An 18,696-nucleotide genomic window follows, 5' to 3' on the forward strand; every position below is an offset into this window, starting at 1 on the left:
TGATGGGCTCGGCGTCGGGGTCGAGCGCGGTGGCGACGTGCCCGTGCTCCGCCAGGGCGTGGAAGCCCGGCGCCTCGCCCGCGACCTCGTGGTCGTCCACGACGTCGGTGTGGTGCGACAGGTCGCGCTCGCCCGTCTCCGCCGCATTGGCACCGACCTCGCTGGCGTCGACCGCCACCTTCGCGTTGGGGTCCTGGCTCATCGGGTCTCCTCGGCGAGGTCGGGGGCGATCTCCGGCAGCACTTCCGTCTGGTAGATCTCCTGGGGGTTGGGCAGGTGGCACCGCTTGAGGTGAGCGGCGCGGTTGCTCGCCGACGTGAGCTCGGGCAGCTCGGTGACGCACAGGTCGCCGGGCACCTTGTCCCGGTGGGCGCACCGAGGGTGGAAGGAGCAGCCCGACGGCGGCTTGAGCAGGCTCGGCGGGTTGCCCGGGATCGGGATGAGGCGCGCGTCGGTGGACGCACCGACCTCGGGGATGCTGGAGAGGAGACCCCACGAGTAGGGCATCTCGGGCTTGGTCAGGATCTCCTTGGTGGTGCCGAACTCCACGCAGCGGCCGGCGTACATCACGAGCACGTCGTCAGCCATCTCGGCGATGACGCCGAGGTCGTGGGTGATGATGATGACCGCCGAGTTGAACTCACGCTGCAGGTCCTGCAGCAGGTCGAGGATCTGCGCCTGGACCGTCACGTCGAGCGCGGTGGTCGGCTCGTCGGCGATCAGCAGCGACGGGTCGTTGATCAGGCCCATCGCGATCATGGCGCGCTGGCGCATGCCGCCGGAGAACTGGTGGGGGAAGTCGTCGACGCGACGGTCGGGCTGCGGGATGCCGACGCGGTCGAGCATCTCGATCGCCCGGCGACGTGCGTCGCGCTTGGACGCCTTGGGGTGGTGCATCGCGTAGCCCTCGGCGAGCTGGTCGCCGACCCGGTAGAACGGGTGCAGCGCGGCCAGGGCGTCCTGGAAGATCATCGCCATCGAGTTGCCGCGCAGCTTGCGCATGCGGCTCTCGGCGAGCCCGACGACCTCGGTGCCGCCCACGCGGATGGAGCCGGTGATCTCGCTCGACTTCGCGTCGTGCAGGCCCATCACCGCCATGCTGGAGACGGACTTGCCGGAGCCGGACTCGCCCACGATGCCGAGCGTCTTGCCCAGCTCGACCGAGTAGCTCAGCCCCTTCACGGCCTGCACGGGTCCGTCCTGCGTCGGGAACGTCACCGTGAGGTCCTCCACCTGGAGGAACGGTCCGTCGACGTCGCTGGCGGGAGCGGCGGACGAGGGGGACGTGATGGTCACGAGAGCCTCACTCGGGGGTCGAGAATGCTGTAGACGACGTCGACAACGATGTTGGAGATGATGAGCACCGCGGCGCCGAACAGGGCGGTGGCCGAGACCACGGGCAGGTCCCGCTGGGAAACCGCCTGGAGGGCCCACAGTCCGATCCCGTCGATGTCGAAGATCCTCTCGGTGAAGATCGTACCGGCGAGCAGGGTGCCGAACTCGATGCCGAAGATCGTGATGACCGGGACCAGCGCTGCACGCAGCCCGTGCCGGTAGACCACCGAGTTGGAGGTCAGGCCCTTGGACTTCGCCGTACGGATGTAGTCCTCGTTGAGCACCTCGACCATCGATCCACGGGCGTAGCGGGTGTACTGGGTGCACCCGAAGGCGCCCAGCGCCAGCCAGGCGAGCAGCATCCCGCTGAACCACTTCGCTGGGTTCTCGGTGATCGGGAAGTAGCCGGTCTCGGCGAACAGGGGTATCTCCCAGCTGATGGTGAGGAACAACCACGTCAGCAGGGCGAACAGGTAGTAGGGGATGGAGGAGATGACCAGGAAGCTCGAGACGAGTGCCTTGTCGGCCAGGGTCCCGCGTCTTCGGGCCGCGGCGACGCCGATGGGGATGCCGAGGGCGAGGTAGAGGAACGCGCCGCCGATGGCCACCGAGAAGGTGGCGGGCATCCGGGTCTTCATCTCCTCGAACACCGGAGCCTTGGTCCGGTAGGAGTAGCCCAGGCACGGGGCGTCGCACTGGAACTTGGTGGTGCTGCCGAACTGGATCTCGCGCCCGGCCACGACACCCTTCATGAACGTGCCGTACTCCTCGTACCACGCGTTGTTGAAGCCGAGGTTCTCGCGGAACACCTCGAGGCGCGCAGGCGTGCAGCGGTTGCTCGTGTCGTTGTCGCAGATGGTCTGGGCGGGCTCCGACGGTCCGTACCAGAACAGCAGGAACACGCTCATCGAGATGAGGAAGAGGACGACCACGCCCGAGAGCAGGCGCTTGACGACATAGGCGAACACGAGGGTTTCCCTCCGGGGGTTGTGAGCAGCTGCCGGCGGTGCCGGACACACGGTGGTGTGGGGGCCCCGGGTCACGGGACCCCCACACCGAGGTGGAGCGAGGTCGACTGATCCAGTCAGTCAGTCAGTCGACCACAGGATCACTGAGCGACGTAGAGATCCTTGTAGTTGGGCGCGCCGAGGGCACCGTCACCGGTCGGGTTCCCGATCTTCTCGCCGAAGGCGAAGAGGTCGTTGCGGAACGCGGTCGGGATGATCGGGTAGTAGTCGGTCGCGATCTCCTCGTCCAGGGCGCCCCAGGCGTCAGCCTGCTGGTCGAGCTCCATGGTGCCGATCTCGTTCATCTTGTCGTCGATCGCCTGCTCGGAGAACTGCGCGGTGTTGTAGGTCGCACCGGTGCGGAGCAGAGCCGGGATCATGGTCGAGCCCGACGGCCAGTCGGAGCACCAGTTGACGCCACGCAGGTTGAGCTTCTTGTTGATCTTGTTGTCCGGGTCGGTCCAGATCGTGTAGAGCGAGGTCTCGATCGGGACGGGGTAGGACGTGACCGTGAAGCCGGAGTCGGTGAGACCCTTCTCGATCTGCTTCTGGGCAGCCTCGACAGTCGGCGAACCGGTGTTGTAGGCCATGTGGATCTCGTAGCCCTCTTCGCCGGCCTCGGCCAGGATCTCCTTGGCCTTCTCGGGCTGGTAGGTGATCTGCTCGCCGTCGACCTGGTAGTCGGACTTGCCCGCCATGCCGGGAGGCATGACCGAGTTCGCCGGCACGCGGGTCACGCCGGGGACCTCACCGGAGGCCTGCCACACGCTCTCGTACGGGTAGGCGTAGGCCAGGGCCTTGCGGATCTCCGGGGTGGTCTTGGTGTAGTCCGGCGCCCAGAAGCTGGTGCACTGGGCCGACTGCTGCACGAGACGCTCGCCCAGGTCGGAGTTGAACTTGGCGTAGTTCTCGGCGGTGATGCTGGCCGAGAGGGCCGTCTGCGACTCGGTGTTGCCGCTGAGCATCAGCTCGTCGGTCTGGGTCGGGTCGGCAGCGAACTTGAAGATCCACTTGTCGGCGTACTGGTGACGAGCCGGGTCGGAGTCAGCCGCCCAGGCGTCGTTCTTGACGAGGACGAGCTCCTCGCTCGGGCGGAACGACTCGACCTTGTAGGGGCCGGTCGACAGCGGGCTGCGACCGTACTCCGGCGGGTCGGAGACCTTGCCGAGCGGGGCCGGGCCCATCGCCATGAAGGCGCCCCAGTAGTCCATGTCCGGGAAGGGCTGGTTCATCTTGATGGTGACCGTGCGGGCACCCTCGTCGAAGGTGATGCCGTCGTACTCCTTGCCCTTGTCGGTGTAAGGGCCGTTGTAGGAGTCGGCGTCGAGGAAGTAGGTCTTCGAGTACTCGGTGCCGGGACCGGACGGGAAGGCCTCGGAGTCGAGCGAACGCTGGATGCCCCAGGCGACCTCCTCCGCGGTGATCGGCTTGCCGTCCTCCCACGTGGCGTCCTCACGGATGGTGAAGGTCCACTCCGTGAAGTCGTCGTTGGGCTGGCCCAGGTCGGTGGCGAGGTCGGGGACGAGGATCATCTCGCCCGACTCCTCGTCACGGGAGTACTGGGTCAGCGAGCGGTGCGTCAGCGCCTGCTGGATCGAGTTGCCCGTGACCGACCAGCCGTTGGTCGGGTCGAGGTCCTCGGGGCCCGGGTCGTCCGGCAGGTACACCGTGATGGTGCCGCCGGCCGACGCGCCGTCGACCTCGGGCGCGGGGCCCTGACGCTCCGCGTCCTTGGCGATGGTCTCCGAAGCGTCCTGGAAACCTTCGCTGCCGCTGCCGTTGTCGCCCTCGTCGTCGTTCCCGCCGCCGCCACCACAGGCGGCGAGGGTCACGAGCGCGGCGCTGGTGGCGAGTGCTGCCGCCGCCTTGGTCCGTCTCATTGTCCAGCCTTTCGTTGTTGTTCGCACACCGGAAGCGCCCGGGTGACGTGTGTGGGAGAACCGCCTCAGCGGCGGGTCTTGGGGTCGAACGCGTCTCGTACGGCGTCGCCCAGGAGGTTGAGAGCGAGGACCAGCGCCACGACGCCGATCAGCGGCTCCCAGAGGTAGAGGGGGTAGTTGCTCCAGTAGGGCACCGCGTTGGCGATCGTCTGGCCCCACGAGGCGCTGCCGGTCACGCCGATGCCGAGGAAGGCCAGGCCGGCCTCCGCCGCCACGAACGCCGGGAGCATCAGCGAGATGCTGATGACGATCGGCGCGGTGAGGTTGGGCAGCAGCTCGCGGAACAGGATCCGCCGGGTGGGCATGCCGAGCACGCGGGCCGCGTGGATGAACTCACGCTCACGCAGCGAGAGCACCTCGCCGCGGATCAGTCGCGCCACGGTCATCCAGCCGAACAGCGAGAGGATGCCGATGAGCGAGGCGATCTGCACCGTCTCGTAGCTGTCGCTGGTGCCGAACCGGTCGATGATGATCGGGGCGATCGTCAGCGCGGCCAGCAGGAAGGGGATCGTGAGGAAGAAGTCGATGATGAACGACAGGATCCGGTCGACGACGCCACCGGCGAAACCAGCCACGAGGCCGACCACGATGCCGACCACCGACGCGAACAGCGTCGCCGCGCCCGCGATGATGAGGGACGTGCGGCAGCCGTAGATCCAGTGGGCCAGGTTGTCGGCACCGGTGCGCGGCGCGATGCCGAAGGGGTGCTCGGGATCGAAGGGGTGGAACGGCGGGCCCGTCTTGGGGTAGCCCACGCCGGGCTCGGCGAAGTTGCACTCGAGGACCTCGCACGCACTGACCGTGTCGAGGTTGACGCCGAAGGCCTTGGCGATCAGGTCGGCGAAGATCGCGACCAGGATGAAGAAGAGCACGACGATCGCGCAGACGACGGCGATCTTGTCCTTCCGCAACCGAGCGAACGCGATCTGCAGCGGCGACTTGCCGGCAATCTCCTTGCCCTGCTTGCTGTTCGGGTCGGTGACTTCCGCTTCGTCGCTGAGCGAGCCCAAGGTCTCGGGCCCAGTCGCTGGTGCCGACATTCTCTCCCCATCACGTTCGGGTTGGGTGGCGTCCTGCGGGCCCCTCCGGGGACCGCGCCGAACGGGACTCTATGTGACCTGCGACGCGTGAACGATCACCGACGGGTAACGATCCCGTTACGACGCGTCCTCCCCGCGGTCGCCACCCATCCCCGGCAAACGTGCGGGAGATCACTCCCCCGGCGGGACGTCCTTCACGGGCGGCGCATCGACACCGGCTTCCTTGCGCTGCTCCGCCGTGATGGGGGCGGGCGCCGCCGTGAGCGGGTCGTAGCCGCCTCCGGACTTCGGAAAGGCGATCACGTCGCGGATGGAGTCGGTGCCCGCGAGAAGCGCGACGATGCGGTCCATGCCGACGGCGATGCCGCCGTGGGGAGGCGCACCGAACTTGAAGGCGTCCAGCAGGAAGCCGAACTTCTCCTGCGCCTCGTCCTCCGACAGGCCCATGACCGCGAAGACGCGCTTCTGGACGTCCCCGCGGTGGATACGGATGGACCCGCCACCGAGCTCGTTGCCGTTGCAGACGATGTCGTAGGCGTAGGCGAGCGCGCTTCCCGGGTCGGTGTCGAAGGTGTCGGCGAACTCCGGCTTGGGACTGGTGAACGCGTGGTGCACGGCCGTCCACGCGCCGGCACCGACCGCGACGTCGCCGCTGGCGACCGCGTCGGAGCTCGGCTCGAACAACGGGGCGTCGACGACCCAGGTGAAGGCGAAGGTGGAGTCGTCAAGCATGTCTCCGCGCCGACCGATCTCGAGGCGGGCGGCGCCCAGAAGCGCGCGGCTGCTCTTGGCCGGCCCTGCAGCGAAGAAGATGCAGTCGCCGGGGCCGGCGCCGACATGGGCGGCCAGGCCCTCGCGCTCGGCGTCGGTGAGGTTCTTCGCGACCGGCCCGCCGAGCTCGCCGTCCTCGGCGATCGTGACGTAAGCCAGGCCCTTGGCGCCGCGCTGCTTGGCCCAGTCCTGCCAGGCGTCGAACTGGCGACGCGGCTGGCTGCCGCCGCCGGGCATCACCACGGCGCCGACGTAGTCGGCCTGGAACACGCGGAACGTCGTGTCCTTGAAGTAGTCGGTGCACTCGACGAGCTCGAGGCCCATGCGGAGGTCGGGCTTGTCGGAGCCGAACCTCGCCATCGCGTCGGCGTACGTCATCCGCGGCAGCGGGCGCTCGATGGTGTGGCCGGCCTGGGCCCACATGGCCTCGAGGACGTCCTCCATGAGGGTGATGACGTCCTCCTGGTCCACGAAGCTCATCTCGATGTCGAGCTGGGTGAACTCGGGCTGCCGGTCGGCACGGAAGTCCTCGTCGCGGTAGCAGCGGGCGATCTGGTAGTAGCGCTCCATGCCGCCGACCATCAGCAGCTGCTTGAACAGCTGCGGGCTCTGCGGCAGGGCGTACCAGCTGCCGGGGGCGAGGCGGGCCGGCACCAGGAAGTCGCGAGCGCCCTCGGGGGTGGAGCGGGTCAGGGTCGGGGTCTCGACCTCGACGAAGTCGCGGGCGTCGAGGACGTCGCGAGCCGCCTTGTTGATCTTGCTGCGCAGGCGCAGGGCGGCGTTGGGACCCGAGCGGCGCAGGTCGAGGTAGCGGTGCTTGAGGCGCGCCTCCTCGCCGACCTCGCCGCCCTTGTGGCCGGACGCGTCGTCGATCGGGAACGGCAGCGGGTCGGAGGTGGAGAGCACCTCGACCTCGGTCGCGACGACCTCGTAGTGACCGGTCGGAAGCTGGGGGTTGACGTTGCCCTCGCTGCGCTCGACGACCTCGCCCGTCACCTTCAGGCAGAACTCACTGCGAAGCGGGTGAGCGACCTCCGGGTCTCGGATCACGACCTGGACCACACCGGACGCGTCACGCAGGTCGATGAAGGCGACCCCGCCGTGATCGCGCCGACGCGCCACCCATCCGGCGAGGGTGACGGTCTGGCCGACGTGCGCAGGCAGCGTCAGGGCGCCGGCGTCATGGGTGCGGATCACTTGTTCTCCTCAGAGGTGCTGACGGTGCTGACGATGGTGGGCCGGAGGTCGTGCTCCGGCGGGGTCCAGGTGGCGGGGTCGGCCTCGACCTGCTCCCCGGTGCGGATGTCCTTGACCTGGCTCGTGCCGTCGGCCTGGACGAACCAGACGAACGGGATCCCGCGACGCTCGGCGAAACGGATCTGCTTGCCGAACTTCGCCGGCGTGGGGGCGACCTCGCACGCGATGTCCCGCGCGCGGAGCCCCGCAGCGACGCGGGTGCTGGCGGTCCGGTCGTCCTCGCTGTTGAGTGCGACGAGCACGACGCTCGGCACCGGCCGGCTGCCGGACAGGACACCGTCGGAGATGAGCGGGATGAGGGTGCGGGAAACCCCGAAGGACACCCCGACGCCGGGATAGGTCGTACGACCGTCGCTGGCGAGCGCGTCGTAGCGCCCTCCCCCGCCGACGGACTTGAGGCGCTCGTAGCCCTCCATGAAGATCTCGACGACCGTGCCGGTGTAGTAGTCGAGGCCGCGCGCGATGCGCAGGTTGGCCTCCACGCCCACGGTGTCGCCGGCGACGGCGCGGCAACCCTCGACCACGGCGGCGAGCTCCTCGAGGCCCTGGTCGAGCAGCTCGTCGCTCACCCCGAGCGCGCGGACCCGCTCGACGAACGAGGTGTCCTCGACGCGGATGGTGGCGAGCTCGAGGCACCGCTGCGCCTGCTCCGGGGTGGCACCGACCCGCTCCACGAGCATGGTGGCGACCTCGTCGGCGGGGAGCTTGTCGAGCTTGTCGATCACCCGGATGGCGTCGGTGACGTCGTCGATGCCGAGTCCGCGGTAGAAGCCCTGGATCAGCTTGCGGTTGTTGAACTGGAACGACACCCGCGGGATGGGCAGCCGGCCGAGCGCGTCGACCATCACCGCCATCACCTCGACGTCGTGGTGGAAGGGCAGCTCGTCACGCCCGACGATGTCGACGTCGGCCTGGGTGAACTGGCGGTAGCGGCCCTCCTGGGGCCGCTCGCCACGCCACGCGGGCTGCACCTGGAAGCGTCGGAACGGGAACTCGAGGTGGCCCGCGTGCTCGAGGACGTAGCGTGCGAAGGGCACCGTGAGGTCGAAGTGGAGACCCAGCTCGGCCTTCGCGTCGGGCTCGGCGGCGATGCGCTGCAGGACGTAGATCTCCTTGTCGACCTCACCGCCCTTGGCCAGTCGCTCGATCGGCTCGACGACACGGGTCTCGATGTTGGCGAAGCCGTGCAGCTCGAAGGTGCGCGAGACCGAGGCGATCACCTCGCGCTCGACGGCGCGCTGCGCAGGCAGCAGCTCGGGGAACCCGCTCAGCGGGGCGATCTTGCTCATCAGTGGTCCTGGGTGAGGTCTCGGGGAAGGTCTTGGAGGAAGGGATTGGTGGCGCGCTCGCGCCCGATGGAGGTCTGCTCACCGTGGCCCGGAAGCACGACGATGTCGTCGGCGAGCGGCAGGACCTTCTCGGTGAGGCTGCGCAGCATCGTGGCGTGGTCGCCACCGGGCAGGTCGGTGCGCCCGATCGACCCCGCGAAGAGCAGGTCGCCGGAGAACATCACCTCCGAGACGTCCTGCTGGGCGTACGGCGTACGGAAGGTCACCGACCCCTCGGTGTGGCCCGGGGTGTGGTCGACGACGAACCTGAGCCCGGCGAGCTCGAGCTCGGCGAGGTCGCTCAGCTCCCGCACGTCGTCGGGCTCGGCCCACGAGTAGTCGCCACCGAGCAGCATCTGGGTCGTCTCGGGGCTCATCCCGGCCATCGGGTCGGAGAGCAGGTGCCGGTCGGACGGGTGGATCCAGGCCGTGGCGTCGTAGGTGCCCGCGACCGGCGCGACGCACCACATGTGGTCGACGTGGCCGTGGGTGACCAGGACGCTCACCGGCTTGAGCCGGTGCTCGCGGACGACCTGGTCGACACCAGCCGCGGAGTCCTTGCCCGGATCGATGACCACGCACTCAGACCCGGGACCCGTCGCCACGACGTAGCAGTTGGTCCCCCAGGGTCCGGCGGGGAAGCCGGCGATGAACACGGGCGTCAGTCCTTGCTGGTCGTCGTACTCCTGCTTGCGGTGGGAAGCCTACCGAGGGCACTCCGGGCCATGACTACGATGGGCGACCATGAGCGCCGACAAGCAGTCCCGAGACGACGCGACCCCGGATCAGCAGCCCTGGGGTCGGGTGGCCGAGGACGGCACCGTCTTTGTCCGAACCGCCGATGGCGAGCGTCCCGTGGGGTCCTACGAGGCCGGCACGTCCGAGGAGGCGCTGGAGTTCTTCACCAAGCGCTTCGAGGAGCTGGAGGGCAAGGTCCACCTGCTCGAGCAGCGCGTCACGTCGGGCCGGCTCGCTCCCGAGGAGGCCACCTCGTCGGCGAAGGCGCTGCGCGAGCAGGTCGTGGACGCCCACGCGGTCGGTGACCTCGTGTCCCTCGCCGCGCGGCTCGACGCGCTCGCCCCGGTCATCGCCGTCCAGCGCTCGGCGCGCAAGGAGGAGCGGGCCCAGAAGACCGCCGAGTCGAAGGCGGCCAAGGAGAAGCTCGTCGCCGAGGCCGAGCGGCTCGCCGAGGGCACCGACTGGCGCAACGGCGCCAACCGGCTGCGCGAGCTGCTGGCGACGTGGAAGGAGCTGCCCCGGCTCGACCGGGCCACCGACGACGCGCTGTGGCGCCGGTTCTCCACCGCGCGGACGACGTACACCCGCCACCGCAAGGCGCACTTCGCCGAGGAGCACGAGCGCCGCGACTCCGCCCGGGTGATCAAGGAGCGGCTTGCGAAGGAGGCCGAGGCGCTCTCGTCCTCGACCGAGTGGGGCCCGACCGCCGGCAGGTACCGCGACCTGATGCGCGAGTGGAAGGCCGCCGGCCCCGCGCCGCGCGAGGTCGACGACAAGCTCTGGCAGCGCTTCCGTGGCGCCCAGGACACCTTCTTCGGTGCCCGCGACGCCGCCAACGCCGCGCTCGACGAGGAGTTCGCGGCCAACGCCGAGGTCAAGGACGCGATCCTGGTCGAGGCCGAGGCCCTGGTCCCCGTGACGGACGTCGAGGCCGCCAAGAAGGCCTTCCGCGACCTGGCGGACCGTTGGGACGCCGCCGGCAAGGTGCCGCGCGACCGGATGAAGGAGCTCGAAGGACGGATGCGGAAGGTCGAGCAGGCCATCCGCGCGGTCGAGGACGAGCAGTGGAGCCGGAGCGACCCGGAGAAGTCCGCCCGCGCCGACGACATGATCGGCAAGCTCGAGGCCGGCATCGCCGAGACGCAGGCCAAGCTCGACAAGGCCTCCGCCGCCGGCGACGAGCGGCGCGTGAAGGACCTCGAGTCCGAGCTCGCCAACAAGCAGGCCTTCCTCGACATGGCGAAGAAGGCAGCCGCGGACTTCGGCTGACCGGGCAGTTCCTGCCCGTCTGTCGCGCCGACCGGGCACTTCCTGCCCGTCTGCCGCGCCGACCGGGCGCTTCCTGCCCGTCTCGCGCGCCGACCGGGCACTTCCTCGTGCTCGAACCGGCAGGAAGTGCCCGCTCACTTTCACGGACGGGCAGGAAGTGCCCGCTCACGTGTGGTGCTAGGCGGTGACGCGGTAGGCGTCGAAGACGCCCGGGACCGCGCGAACCGCGCGGAGCACGCCGTCGAGGTGGGCGGCGTCGGCCATCTCGAAGGAGAAGCGGCTCTTGGCGACCCGGTCGCGGGTGGTGGAGAGCGTCGCGCTGAGGATGTTCACGTGGGCGTCGGAGAGCGCCATCGTGATGTCGGAGAGCAGGCGGGCGCGGTCGAGGGCCTCGACCTGGATGTTGACCAGGAACGTGGACTGCGACGTCGGCGCCCACTCCACCTCGAGCACGCGCTCGGGCTGGCCGAGCAGGCTGGAGGCGTTGGTGCAGTCCTTGCGGTGCACCGACACTCCCCCGCCCTTGGTGACGAAGCCGAGGATCGGGTCGGGCGGCACCGGGGTGCAGCACTTGGCGAGCTTGACCCAGAGGTCGTCCACGCCCTTGACGATGACGCCGGAGTCGGTCGGCCCGCGCTTGGCCGCGCGTGAGCGACCGGTGATCGTGACGCCCTCGGAGAGGTCCTCCTGGGCCCCGTCGTCGCCGCCGTGCAGGTCGATGACACGACGTACGACGGCCTGCGCGCTGAGGTTGCCCTCCCCGACCGCGGCGTACAGCGCCGAGACGTCGGCGTGGTGGAAGTGCTCGGCGACGAGCGCCAGGACGTCGTGGGTCATCAAGCGGTTGAGGGGCAGGCCCTCCTTGCGCATGAGCTTGGCGATCTGGTCCTTGCCGCGCTCGATCGCCTCGTCGCGGCGCTCCTTGGTGAACCACTGGCGGATCTTGGACCGGGCGCGCGGCGACTGGACGAAGTTGAGCCAGTCGCGCGAGGGGCCCGACGTGGGCGACTTGGAGGTGAAGACCTCGACGACGTCGCCGTTGTCGAGCGTGGACTCGAGCGGGACCAGCCGGCCGTTGACCCGGGAGCCGATCGTGTGGTGGCCGACCTCCGTGTGCACGGCGTAGGCGAAGTCGACAGGCGTCGCCCCCATCGGCAGCGGGATCACGTCGCCGCGCGGGGTGAAGACGTAGACCTGCTGCTGGTTCATCTCGAAGCGCAGCGACTCCAGGAACTCGCCCGGGTCCTCGACCTCGGACTGCCAGTCGAGGAGCTGGCGCAGCCAGGTCAGGTCGTCCTTGTCACCGAGGCGGTCGGTGTCCACGCCGGCCTTCGAGTTCTCCTTGTACTTCCAGTGCGCCGCGACGCCGTACTCGGCCCGGCGGTGCTGGGCGAAGGTGCGGATCTGCACCTCGACCGGCTTGCCCTGCGGCCCGATGACCGTCGTGTGGAGCGACTGGTACATGTTGAACTTCGGCATCGCGACGTAGTCCTTGAACCGCCCCAGCACCGGGTTCCAGCGGGAGTGGATCACCCCGAGCGCGCTGTAGCAGTCACGGTCCTCGTCGACGAGGATCCGGATGCCGACGAGGTCGTAGATGTCGGAGAAGTCGCGGCCGCCGACGATCATCTTCTGGTAGATCGAGTAGTAGTGCTTGGGCCGACCGGTGACCTTCGCGTTGATGCGCGAGGCCTTGAGGTCCTGCTCGATCTCGACGACGACCTCGGCGAGGAACTGGTCGCGCGAGGGCGCCCGCTCGGCGACCATCCGCACGATCTCGTCGTAGATCTTCGGGTGGAGCGTCGCGAACGCGAGGTCCTCGAGCTCCCACTTGAGGGTGTTCATGCCGAGGCGGTGGGCCAGCGGCGCGTAGATGTCGAGCGTCTCGCGGCTCGAGCGCTCCTGGGAGGCCGCCGGGACGTAGCGCAGCGTGCGCATGTTGTGCAGGCGGTCGGCGAGCTTGATGACCAGCACGCGGATGTCGCGCGACATCGCCACGATCATCTTGCGGATGGTCTCGGCCTGCGCCGAGTCGCCGTACTGCACCTTGTCGAGCTTGGTGACGCCGTCGACCAGCAGCGCGACCTCGTCACCGAAGTCGGCGCGCAGGGCCTCCAGCGTGTAGGGCGTGTCCTCGACCGTGTCGTGGAGCAGCGCCGCGACCAGCGTCGGCTCGGTCATGCCGATGTCGGCGAGGATCGTGGTGACCGCGAGCGGGTGGGTGATGTAGGGGTCGCCGCTCTTGCGCATCTGGCCGGTGTGCCACTTGTCGGCGACCGCGTAGGCGCGCTCGAGCAGCGCCAGGTCGGCCTTCGGGTGGTTGGCCCGCACCGCGCGGAAGAGGGGCTCGAGGACCGGGTTGGACGAGGGCGGCCGGGTGCCGACCCGGGCGAGCCTGGCCCGCATCCCGCGCGCTGTCAGAGGCGCCTTGGCGTCCTGCGCGGGTGCCGGGTCCTCTGCCATTGGACCAGTCTAGTGAGCGCCGTCAGATCGTGAGCAGCGAGTCGACCGCGAGGTCGCCGGTGACCGTCCGGGGGTCGAGGAACGAGAGCTCCATCAGCACCGACGCGCCGGTCGCGACGCCGCCGCAGGCCTCGATGAGCTGCCGCGTCGCCACTGCGGTGCCGCCGGTCGCCAGGACGTCGTCGACCATGAGCACCCGCTCCCCCGGCGCGATGGCGTCGGTGTGGACCTCGAGGGTCGCCTCGCCGTACTCGAGGGCGTAGGAGACCGCGTGCGCCTCGCGTGGCAGCTTGCCTGCCTTGCGCACCGGCACGAAGCCGACGCCGAGCGCCAGCGCGACCGGGGCGGCGAGGATGAAGCCGCGAGCCTCCATGCCGACGACCTTGTCGACGACGACGGTGCCGTGGTCGTCGCGGCCGGAGGCCGCCAGCGCGGTGATGACCGCCGAGAACGCGTGGTGGTCGGCGAGGACCGGGGTGATGTCCTTGAAGGTCACCCCCTCCTCGGGCCAGTCGGCCACGTCGACCGTCAGGCGCCTGAGCGCCTCCTGGGCCGTACGACGATCAGGCATCGTCGCGCGCGTCAGGGGCCGGCTGCCCGAGCGGCTCGTCGACCTTCGCGATCGCGGCGCGGGCGATGTCGATCTGGGTGCCGGGCGCGATCTCGAGGCGGGCGCGGTCGTCGGCGAGCGAGACGACGGTGCCGTAGATGCCCGAGGACATCATCACCCGCTGGCCGACCTCGATGCTCTGCTGGAGGCGGACGACCTCCTTCTGCCGGCGCTGCTGGGGCCGGACCACCATGAACCAGAACAGGGCCAGGATGGCCAGCAGGGGAAGCAGGGCGACGAGGTCGTTCACGGCGGGGGCTCTCCTCGAGGGTCGGGGTGCGGGAGCGCGTGGAGTCTACGCGGGTCCCCCGCCCGGGGCCGCAGCCGCCGCGGTGGCTGCTGCCAACTCACACGTCGTCGAACAGCGTGGAGTCGACGGTCGGCACAGGCGGCGGCGTCAGGCCCAGGTGGTGCCAGGCCGCAGGCGTCGCGACCCGGCCTCGCGGCGTACGCGCGAGCATGCCCAGCCGGACCAGGAACGGCTCGGCGACCTCCTCGACGGTCTCGCGCTCCTCGCCGACGGCGACGGCGAGGGTGGACACGCCGACCGGTCCCCCGCCGAACCGACGGCACAGCACGTCGAGCACCGCCCGGTCGAGGCGGTCGAGACCGGACTCGTCGACCTCGAACAGGTCGAGGGCGGCCTGCGCCACCGGCAGGCTCAGCACACCGTCGGCGCGCACCTGCGCGTAGTCGCGGACGCGACGGAGCAGGCGGTTGGCGATGCGGGGGGTGCCGCGCGAGCGGGAGGCGATCTCGCCCGATCCGTCGGCGGTGAGGTGGACGCCGAGCAGGCCGGCGGATCGGTGCACGATCTGGTCGAGCTCGTGGGGCTCGTAGAACTCGAGGTGGGCGGTGAAGCCGAACCGGTCGCGCAGCGGGCCCGGCAGCAGCCCGGCCCGGGTGGTGGCGCCCACGAGGGTGAACGGCGGGATCTCCAGCGGGATCGCGGTGGCGCCGGGCCCCTTGCCGATGACGACGTCGACCCGGAAGTCCTCCATCGCCATGTAGAGCATCTCCTCGGCCGGTCGCGACATCCGGTGGATCTCGTCGACGAAGAGGACGTCGCCCTCGTTGAGCCCCGACAGGATCGCGGCGAGGTCGCCCGCGTGGGTGATCGCCGGACCGCTCGTGAGCCGCAGCGGCGTGCTCATCTCGGCGGCGATGATCATCGCGAGGGTGGTCTTGCCGAGGCCCGGGGGGCCAGAGAGCAGGACGTGGTCGGGTGCCCGGCCACGGCGGCGGGCGGCCTCGAGCACCAGCCCCAGCTGGTCGCGCACGCGTGCCTGCCCGACCACCTCGTCGAGCGTCTTGGGCCGCAGGGCGGCCTCGACGGCACGCTCGTCACCGTCCGCATCGGCGTCGGTGAGCCGCTGGAGGTGGCCGAGCTCGGCCGCGCTCAGCTCGACCTCGTCGTAGGTGTCCTCGTCGGTGTCGTCCCAGTTCATCGGCGCCTCAGGCCCTGCTCAGCGTGCGGAGGGCCGCGCGCAGCAGCGCACCCACGTCGGGCGCGTCACCGGCGTCGGGCGCGACGGCCTCGACCGCCTTCTCCGACTCCTTGGCCGACCAGCCGAGCCCGACGAGGCCCTGGTGGACCTGGTCACGCCACGCGTCGGTCGCCGGCACCGCAGCGGCAGCGGAGTGGTGGACGCCGACCGGCGGGCCGATGCGGTCCTTGAGCTCGAGGATGATGCGCTGGGCGCCCTTCTGGCCGATGCCCGGGACGCGGGTCAGCGCCTTGACGTCCTCGGTCGTGATGGCGCGACGTACGTCGTCGGGGCTCATCACCGCGACGATCGCCTGGGCGACCTTGGGGCCGACGCCCGAGGCGGTCTGCACGATCTCGAAGACCTGCTTCTCGTCCTCGTCGAGGAAGCCGAAGATCGTCAGGCTGTCCTCGCGCACGACCATGCTGGTGGGCAGCGTCGCCGGGGTGCCGACGCGGAGGGTGGCGAGGGTGCCGGGCGTGCACATCAGCTCGAGGCCGACGCCGCCGACCTCGAGGACGGCGCTGGACAGGGTGACGGCGGCGACCTCGCCGCGGACGAAGGCGATCATCGGGTCCTCACGGGGGTGTTCCTCCGGGCCTGGGCCACGGCGGCCTCGAGGCGGTTGCTGGCGGAGCCGCGCCAGACGTGGGTGATGGCCAGCGCGAGCGCGTCGGCGGCGTCGGCGGGCTTCGGCAGCTCGGCGAGGCGCAGGATGCGGACGACCATCGCACCCACCTGCTCCTTGTCGGCGCGGCCGTTGCCCGACACCGCGGCCTTGACCTCGCTCGGGGTGTGCATCGCGATCGGCAGGCCCCTGCGTGCGGCGACGACGAGCGCGATGCCGCTGGCCTGGGCGGTGCCCATGATCGTGCTCGAGTCGGAGCGCGCGAAGACCCGCTCCACCGCGACCGCGTCGGGCCGGTGCTCCTCGATCCAGGCGTCGAGGCCCTTCTCGATGGTCACCAAGCGTTCGGCGATCGGCAGCGTGGAGCTGGTGCGGACGACACCGACGTCGACCATGGTCAGCGGCCGGCCGACGCTGCCGTCGACCACGCCGACACCGCACCGGGTCAGGCCGGGGTCGATGCCGAGCACGCGCACGCCACTCCCCTTCCACCGCCGGTCCGTCCGGAGCCCGTCCGAACATGTGTTCGTGCGATCACGCTAACCCGCGGCGGGCGCGCGACGGCGTACGACACGCGGCGCGTCGCCTCCCCGCGGCGCCTGCTTGTCGGCCTGCTCGGGCTGTAACGCCGGGTTCGTGGTTGTACCGACCGTGGGCGGAGTCCAGTGGTCGAAGCAACGCCGAGTGTGAGGCGGTGTTGTGGATGGCGATGAGGGCGATCTCGTATGAGGAGCAGGAGGAGTTCTTCGATCTGGTGTGCTCGGGGCTGTCGCTGCAGCGTGCAGCGACAGGTTCGGGCGTGTCGGTGAAGGCCGGGACGGGCTGGTGGCGACGATCAGGGCTCATGAGCCCTGTGATCCAGCTCGGCCGCGATGGTGGCCTGCCCGGAAGCGCGCCGGCCAGGGTGCCGGACGAGCCACGCCCCGACGGCCGGCCGCGGCAGCGGCGAGCATTGACCAGTGAGGACCGGTCCGCGATCGCGGTCGCGCTACGGTGCGGCTGCACCTACCAGGAGATCGGTGACCTGATCGGGCGCGACAAGTCGGTGATCTGGCGTGAGGTCAACCGCAACCGCGGCCCGGACGGCTCGTACTGGGGACCGGTCGCGCACCGCGCCGCGCATGAGCGCCGCCGGCGCCCCAAGCAGCACAAGCTTGCCCGCAATCCGGGGCTGTGCCGGTGGATCGAGGACCAGATGGACGACGGCTGGTCACCCAGGCTGATCGGGCAGGTGCTGCGCCGAGACCATCCACACGAGAGCATGAACCGGGTGGGCCACGAGACGATCTACCAGACGCTGTACGTGCAGGGCCGCGGCGAGCTGCGCAAGGACCTGCACCAGCAGCTGAGCCTCAAACGCAACCAGCGCAAACCCCGCGGGCACAACACACGGACCACGTCGCCCTACGCCGAGGCGTTCAAGATCAGCGACCGGCCCGCCGACGTCGAGGACCGGGCGGTGCCCGGACACTGGGAGGGCGACCTCATCGTCGGCCCGGCCAGCAAGTCGGCGATCGGAACGCTGGTGGAGCGCTCGACCAGGTTCACGATCCTGCTGCACCTGCCCGGGCGCCATGACGCCGCCAGCGTCGCGGAGGCGATGATCCGCGAGATGAGCCAGCTGCCCGAGCACCTGCGCCGCTCGATCACCTGGGACCGTGGCGGCGAGCTCGCCGAGTGGCAACGCATCCAGCTCGAGCTCGCCACCACGGTCTACTTCTGCGACCCCCGCTCGCCGTGGCAGCGCGGCACTAACGAGAACACCAACCGGCTGCTGCGGCACTGGTTCGAGAAAGGCACCGACCTCAGCATCCACACTGCAGAGGACCTCCGCCGAGTTGCCGACAGCCTCAACCGTCGACCCCGCCCTACCCTTGAGCTGCAGACCCCAGCCGACCGGCTGGCTGCGCTGCTGACCAACCCGTCAGCAGCATGACCGTTGCTTAGACCGCTGGACCTCGCCCGTGATGCATCTGGGTGGGTAGTTGGACTAACCCGGCGTTACAGCGGTGAAGAGCAGAGGTCAGGCGTCGGCGGTCTCGAGCTCGGCCATCACGTCGGCGGGGATGTCGACGTTGGTGAAGACGTCCTGCACGTCGTCGAGGTCCTCGAGGGCGTCGACGAGGTGGAGCACCTTGCCGGCGCCGTCGGCGTCGACCGGGATCTCGAGGCTCGCGACGAACTGCACGTCGGCGGAGTCGTAGTCGATGCCGGCGTCCTGCAGGGCGGTGCGGACCGCGACGACGTCGGTGGCCTCGCTCTGCACCTCGAACGCCTCGTCGAGGTCGTTGACCTCCTCGGCGCCGGCGTCGAGGGTGGCCTCGAGGACGTCGTCCTCGGTGACCTCCCGGACCGTGCCGTCGTGGTCCTGCGACTTCGGCACGACCACGATCCCCTTGCGGGTGAACAGGCGCGAGACCGAGCCGGGGTCGGCCATGGTGCCGCCGTTGCGGGTGACCGCCGTGCGGACCTCCATCGCGGCGCGGTTGGTGTTGTCGGTGAGGCACTCGACGAGGATCGCCACGCCCTGCGGGCCGTAGACCTCGTAGGAGATCGCCTTGTAGTCGACTCCGCCCGACTCGGCACCCGAGCCCCGCTTGAGCGCGGAGTCGATGTTCTTGTTGGGGACCGAGCTCTTCTTCGCCTTCTGGATGGCGTCGTAGAGCGTCGGGTTGCCGGCCGGGTCGCCGCCACCCTGCTTCGCGGCGACCTCGATGTTCTTGATCAGCTTGGCGAAGAGCTTGCCGCGCTTGGCGTCGATCGCGGCCTTCTTGTGCTTGGTCGTTGCCCACTTGGAGTGGCCTGACATGAGTCCCTCTATCC

16 protein-coding genes are annotated in these 18,696 nt (G+C 69.9%); 2 read left to right on the plus strand and 14 right to left on the minus strand.

Annotated features, from left to right (window positions below; translation table 11 throughout):
- Nucleotides 1-198 precede the first annotated feature (198 nt).
- From ACNKF0_RS13345 to ACNKF0_RS13375, 7 genes are all read right to left on the minus strand, one after another.
- Nucleotides 199-1,296: an ABC transporter ATP-binding protein gene (locus tag ACNKF0_RS13345; protein WP_416952805.1), complete on the minus strand. Its 1,098-nt coding sequence runs from the start codon at nucleotides 1,294-1,296 to the stop codon at nucleotides 199-201.
- Nucleotides 1,293-2,303, minus strand: a complete 1,011-nt coding sequence (locus ACNKF0_RS13350) for an ABC transporter permease (protein ID WP_299923489.1) — start codon at nucleotides 2,301-2,303, stop codon at nucleotides 1,293-1,295. The genes ACNKF0_RS13345 and ACNKF0_RS13350 overlap by 4 nt, the downstream gene beginning before the upstream one ends.
- Nucleotides 2,304-2,443: 140 nt before the next feature.
- A complete protein-coding gene (locus ACNKF0_RS13355) occupies nucleotides 2,444-4,222 on the minus strand; it encodes an ABC transporter substrate-binding protein (RefSeq protein ID WP_416952807.1) in 1,779 nt (592 codons plus the stop codon).
- A 65-nt stretch (nucleotides 4,223-4,287) separates the two neighbouring features.
- Entirely contained in the window at nucleotides 4,288-5,322 is a 1,035-nt protein-coding gene (locus tag ACNKF0_RS13360; protein ID WP_416952809.1) for an ABC transporter permease, read from the minus strand.
- A gap of 171 nt (nucleotides 5,323-5,493) precedes the next feature.
- Entirely contained in the window at nucleotides 5,494-7,290 is a 1,797-nt protein-coding gene (gene aspS / locus ACNKF0_RS13365) for an aspartate--tRNA ligase (RefSeq protein WP_416952811.1), read from the minus strand.
- A complete protein-coding gene (gene hisS, locus ACNKF0_RS13370) occupies nucleotides 7,287-8,639 on the minus strand; it encodes a histidine--tRNA ligase (RefSeq protein WP_416952813.1) in 1,353 nt (450 codons plus the stop codon). Before hisS ends, aspS begins: the two co-directional genes overlap by 4 nt.
- Nucleotides 8,639-9,334 carry an MBL fold metallo-hydrolase gene (locus ACNKF0_RS13375; protein ID WP_416952815.1) on the minus strand — a complete coding sequence of 232 codons (696 nt, stop codon included), beginning with the start codon at nucleotides 9,332-9,334 and terminating at the stop codon, nucleotides 8,639-8,641. The genes hisS and ACNKF0_RS13375 overlap by 1 nt, the downstream gene beginning before the upstream one ends.
- 88 nt (nucleotides 9,335-9,422) lie before the next feature.
- Here ACNKF0_RS13375 and ACNKF0_RS13380 point away from each other — a divergent pair, with 88 nt between their 5' ends.
- Nucleotides 9,423-10,685, plus strand: a complete 1,263-nt coding sequence (locus ACNKF0_RS13380) for a DUF349 domain-containing protein (RefSeq protein ID WP_416952817.1) — start codon at nucleotides 9,423-9,425, stop codon at nucleotides 10,683-10,685.
- A gap of 177 nt (nucleotides 10,686-10,862) precedes the next feature.
- Here the strand turns inward: ACNKF0_RS13380 and ACNKF0_RS13385 are convergent, their stop codons facing one another.
- The 6 genes from ACNKF0_RS13385 to ruvC all read right to left on the minus strand — a co-directional run bounded on the left by ACNKF0_RS13385 (nucleotide 10,863) and on the right by ruvC (nucleotide 16,349).
- Complete coding sequence (locus tag ACNKF0_RS13385) at nucleotides 10,863-13,148, minus strand: RelA/SpoT family protein (protein ID WP_416952819.1); 2,286 nt, start codon at nucleotides 13,146-13,148, stop codon at nucleotides 10,863-10,865.
- A 22-nt stretch (nucleotides 13,149-13,170) separates the two neighbouring features.
- A complete protein-coding gene (locus ACNKF0_RS13390) occupies nucleotides 13,171-13,719 on the minus strand; it encodes an adenine phosphoribosyltransferase (RefSeq protein WP_416952821.1) in 549 nt (182 codons plus the stop codon).
- Complete coding sequence (yajC, locus tag ACNKF0_RS13395) at nucleotides 13,712-14,008, minus strand: preprotein translocase subunit YajC (RefSeq protein WP_416952823.1); 297 nt, start codon at nucleotides 14,006-14,008, stop codon at nucleotides 13,712-13,714. Before yajC ends, ACNKF0_RS13390 begins: the two co-directional genes overlap by 8 nt.
- Before the next feature lie 97 nt (nucleotides 14,009-14,105).
- A complete protein-coding gene (ruvB, locus tag ACNKF0_RS13400) occupies nucleotides 14,106-15,206 on the minus strand; it encodes a Holliday junction branch migration DNA helicase RuvB (protein WP_416952825.1) in 1,101 nt (366 codons plus the stop codon).
- Between the two features lie 7 nt (nucleotides 15,207-15,213).
- A complete protein-coding gene (gene ruvA / locus ACNKF0_RS13405; protein ID WP_416952827.1) occupies nucleotides 15,214-15,816 on the minus strand; it encodes a Holliday junction branch migration protein RuvA in 603 nt (200 codons plus the stop codon).
- Nucleotides 15,813-16,349, minus strand: coding sequence for a crossover junction endodeoxyribonuclease RuvC (gene ruvC, locus ACNKF0_RS13410; protein WP_416952829.1), 537 nt, complete (start codon nucleotides 16,347-16,349; stop codon nucleotides 15,813-15,815). The genes ruvA and ruvC overlap by 4 nt, the downstream gene beginning before the upstream one ends.
- A gap of 227 nt (nucleotides 16,350-16,576) precedes the next feature.
- On the opposite strand from ruvC, the gene ACNKF0_RS13415 reads away from it, so the two are divergent.
- Nucleotides 16,577-17,809 carry an IS30 family transposase gene (locus tag ACNKF0_RS13415; RefSeq protein ID WP_416958514.1) on the plus strand — a complete coding sequence of 411 codons (1,233 nt, stop codon included), beginning with the start codon at nucleotides 16,577-16,579 and terminating at the stop codon, nucleotides 17,807-17,809.
- Between the two features lie 87 nt (nucleotides 17,810-17,896).
- On the opposite strand, the gene ACNKF0_RS13420 is transcribed toward ACNKF0_RS13415, so the two are convergent.
- The gene (locus ACNKF0_RS13420; protein WP_299923525.1) at nucleotides 17,897-18,682 is read right to left on the minus strand and encodes a YebC/PmpR family DNA-binding transcriptional regulator; all 786 of its coding nucleotides are present in this window, start codon (nucleotides 18,680-18,682) and stop codon (nucleotides 17,897-17,899) included.
- Between the last annotated feature and the right edge of the window lie 14 nt (nucleotides 18,683-18,696).

Origin of the sequence: Nocardioides sp. T5 (genome assembly GCF_048161455.1) — a bacterium.
In the GTDB taxonomy this organism is placed as follows: Bacteria; Actinomycetota; Actinomycetes; order Propionibacteriales; family Nocardioidaceae; genus Nocardioides.

Coding starts and splice junctions, on each gene's coding strand:
- ruvA (WP_416952827.1), bottom strand. CDS start 15,816: ATGATCGCCTTCGTCCGCGGCGAGGTCGCCGCCGTCACCCTGTCCAGC.
- ACNKF0_RS13420 (WP_299923525.1), bottom strand. CDS start 18,682: ATGTCAGGCCACTCCAAGTGGGCAACGACCAAGCACAAGAAGGCCGCG.
- ACNKF0_RS13360 (WP_416952809.1), bottom strand. CDS start 5,322: ATGTCGGCACCAGCGACTGGGCCCGAGACCTTGGGCTCGCTCAGCGAC.
- ACNKF0_RS13380 (WP_416952817.1), top strand. CDS start 9,423: ATGAGCGCCGACAAGCAGTCCCGAGACGACGCGACCCCGGATCAGCAG.
- ACNKF0_RS13390 (WP_416952821.1), bottom strand. CDS start 13,719: ATGCCTGATCGTCGTACGGCCCAGGAGGCGCTCAGGCGCCTGACGGTC.
- ACNKF0_RS13355 (WP_416952807.1), bottom strand. CDS start 4,222: ATGAGACGGACCAAGGCGGCGGCAGCACTCGCCACCAGCGCCGCGCTC.
- hisS (WP_416952813.1), bottom strand. CDS start 8,639: ATGAGCAAGATCGCCCCGCTGAGCGGGTTCCCCGAGCTGCTGCCTGCG.
- ACNKF0_RS13415 (WP_416958514.1), top strand. CDS start 16,577: ATGGCGATGAGGGCGATCTCGTATGAGGAGCAGGAGGAGTTCTTCGAT.
- ruvB (WP_416952825.1), bottom strand. CDS start 15,206: ATGAACTGGGACGACACCGACGAGGACACCTACGACGAGGTCGAGCTG.
- ACNKF0_RS13385 (WP_416952819.1), bottom strand. CDS start 13,148: ATGGCAGAGGACCCGGCACCCGCGCAGGACGCCAAGGCGCCTCTGACA.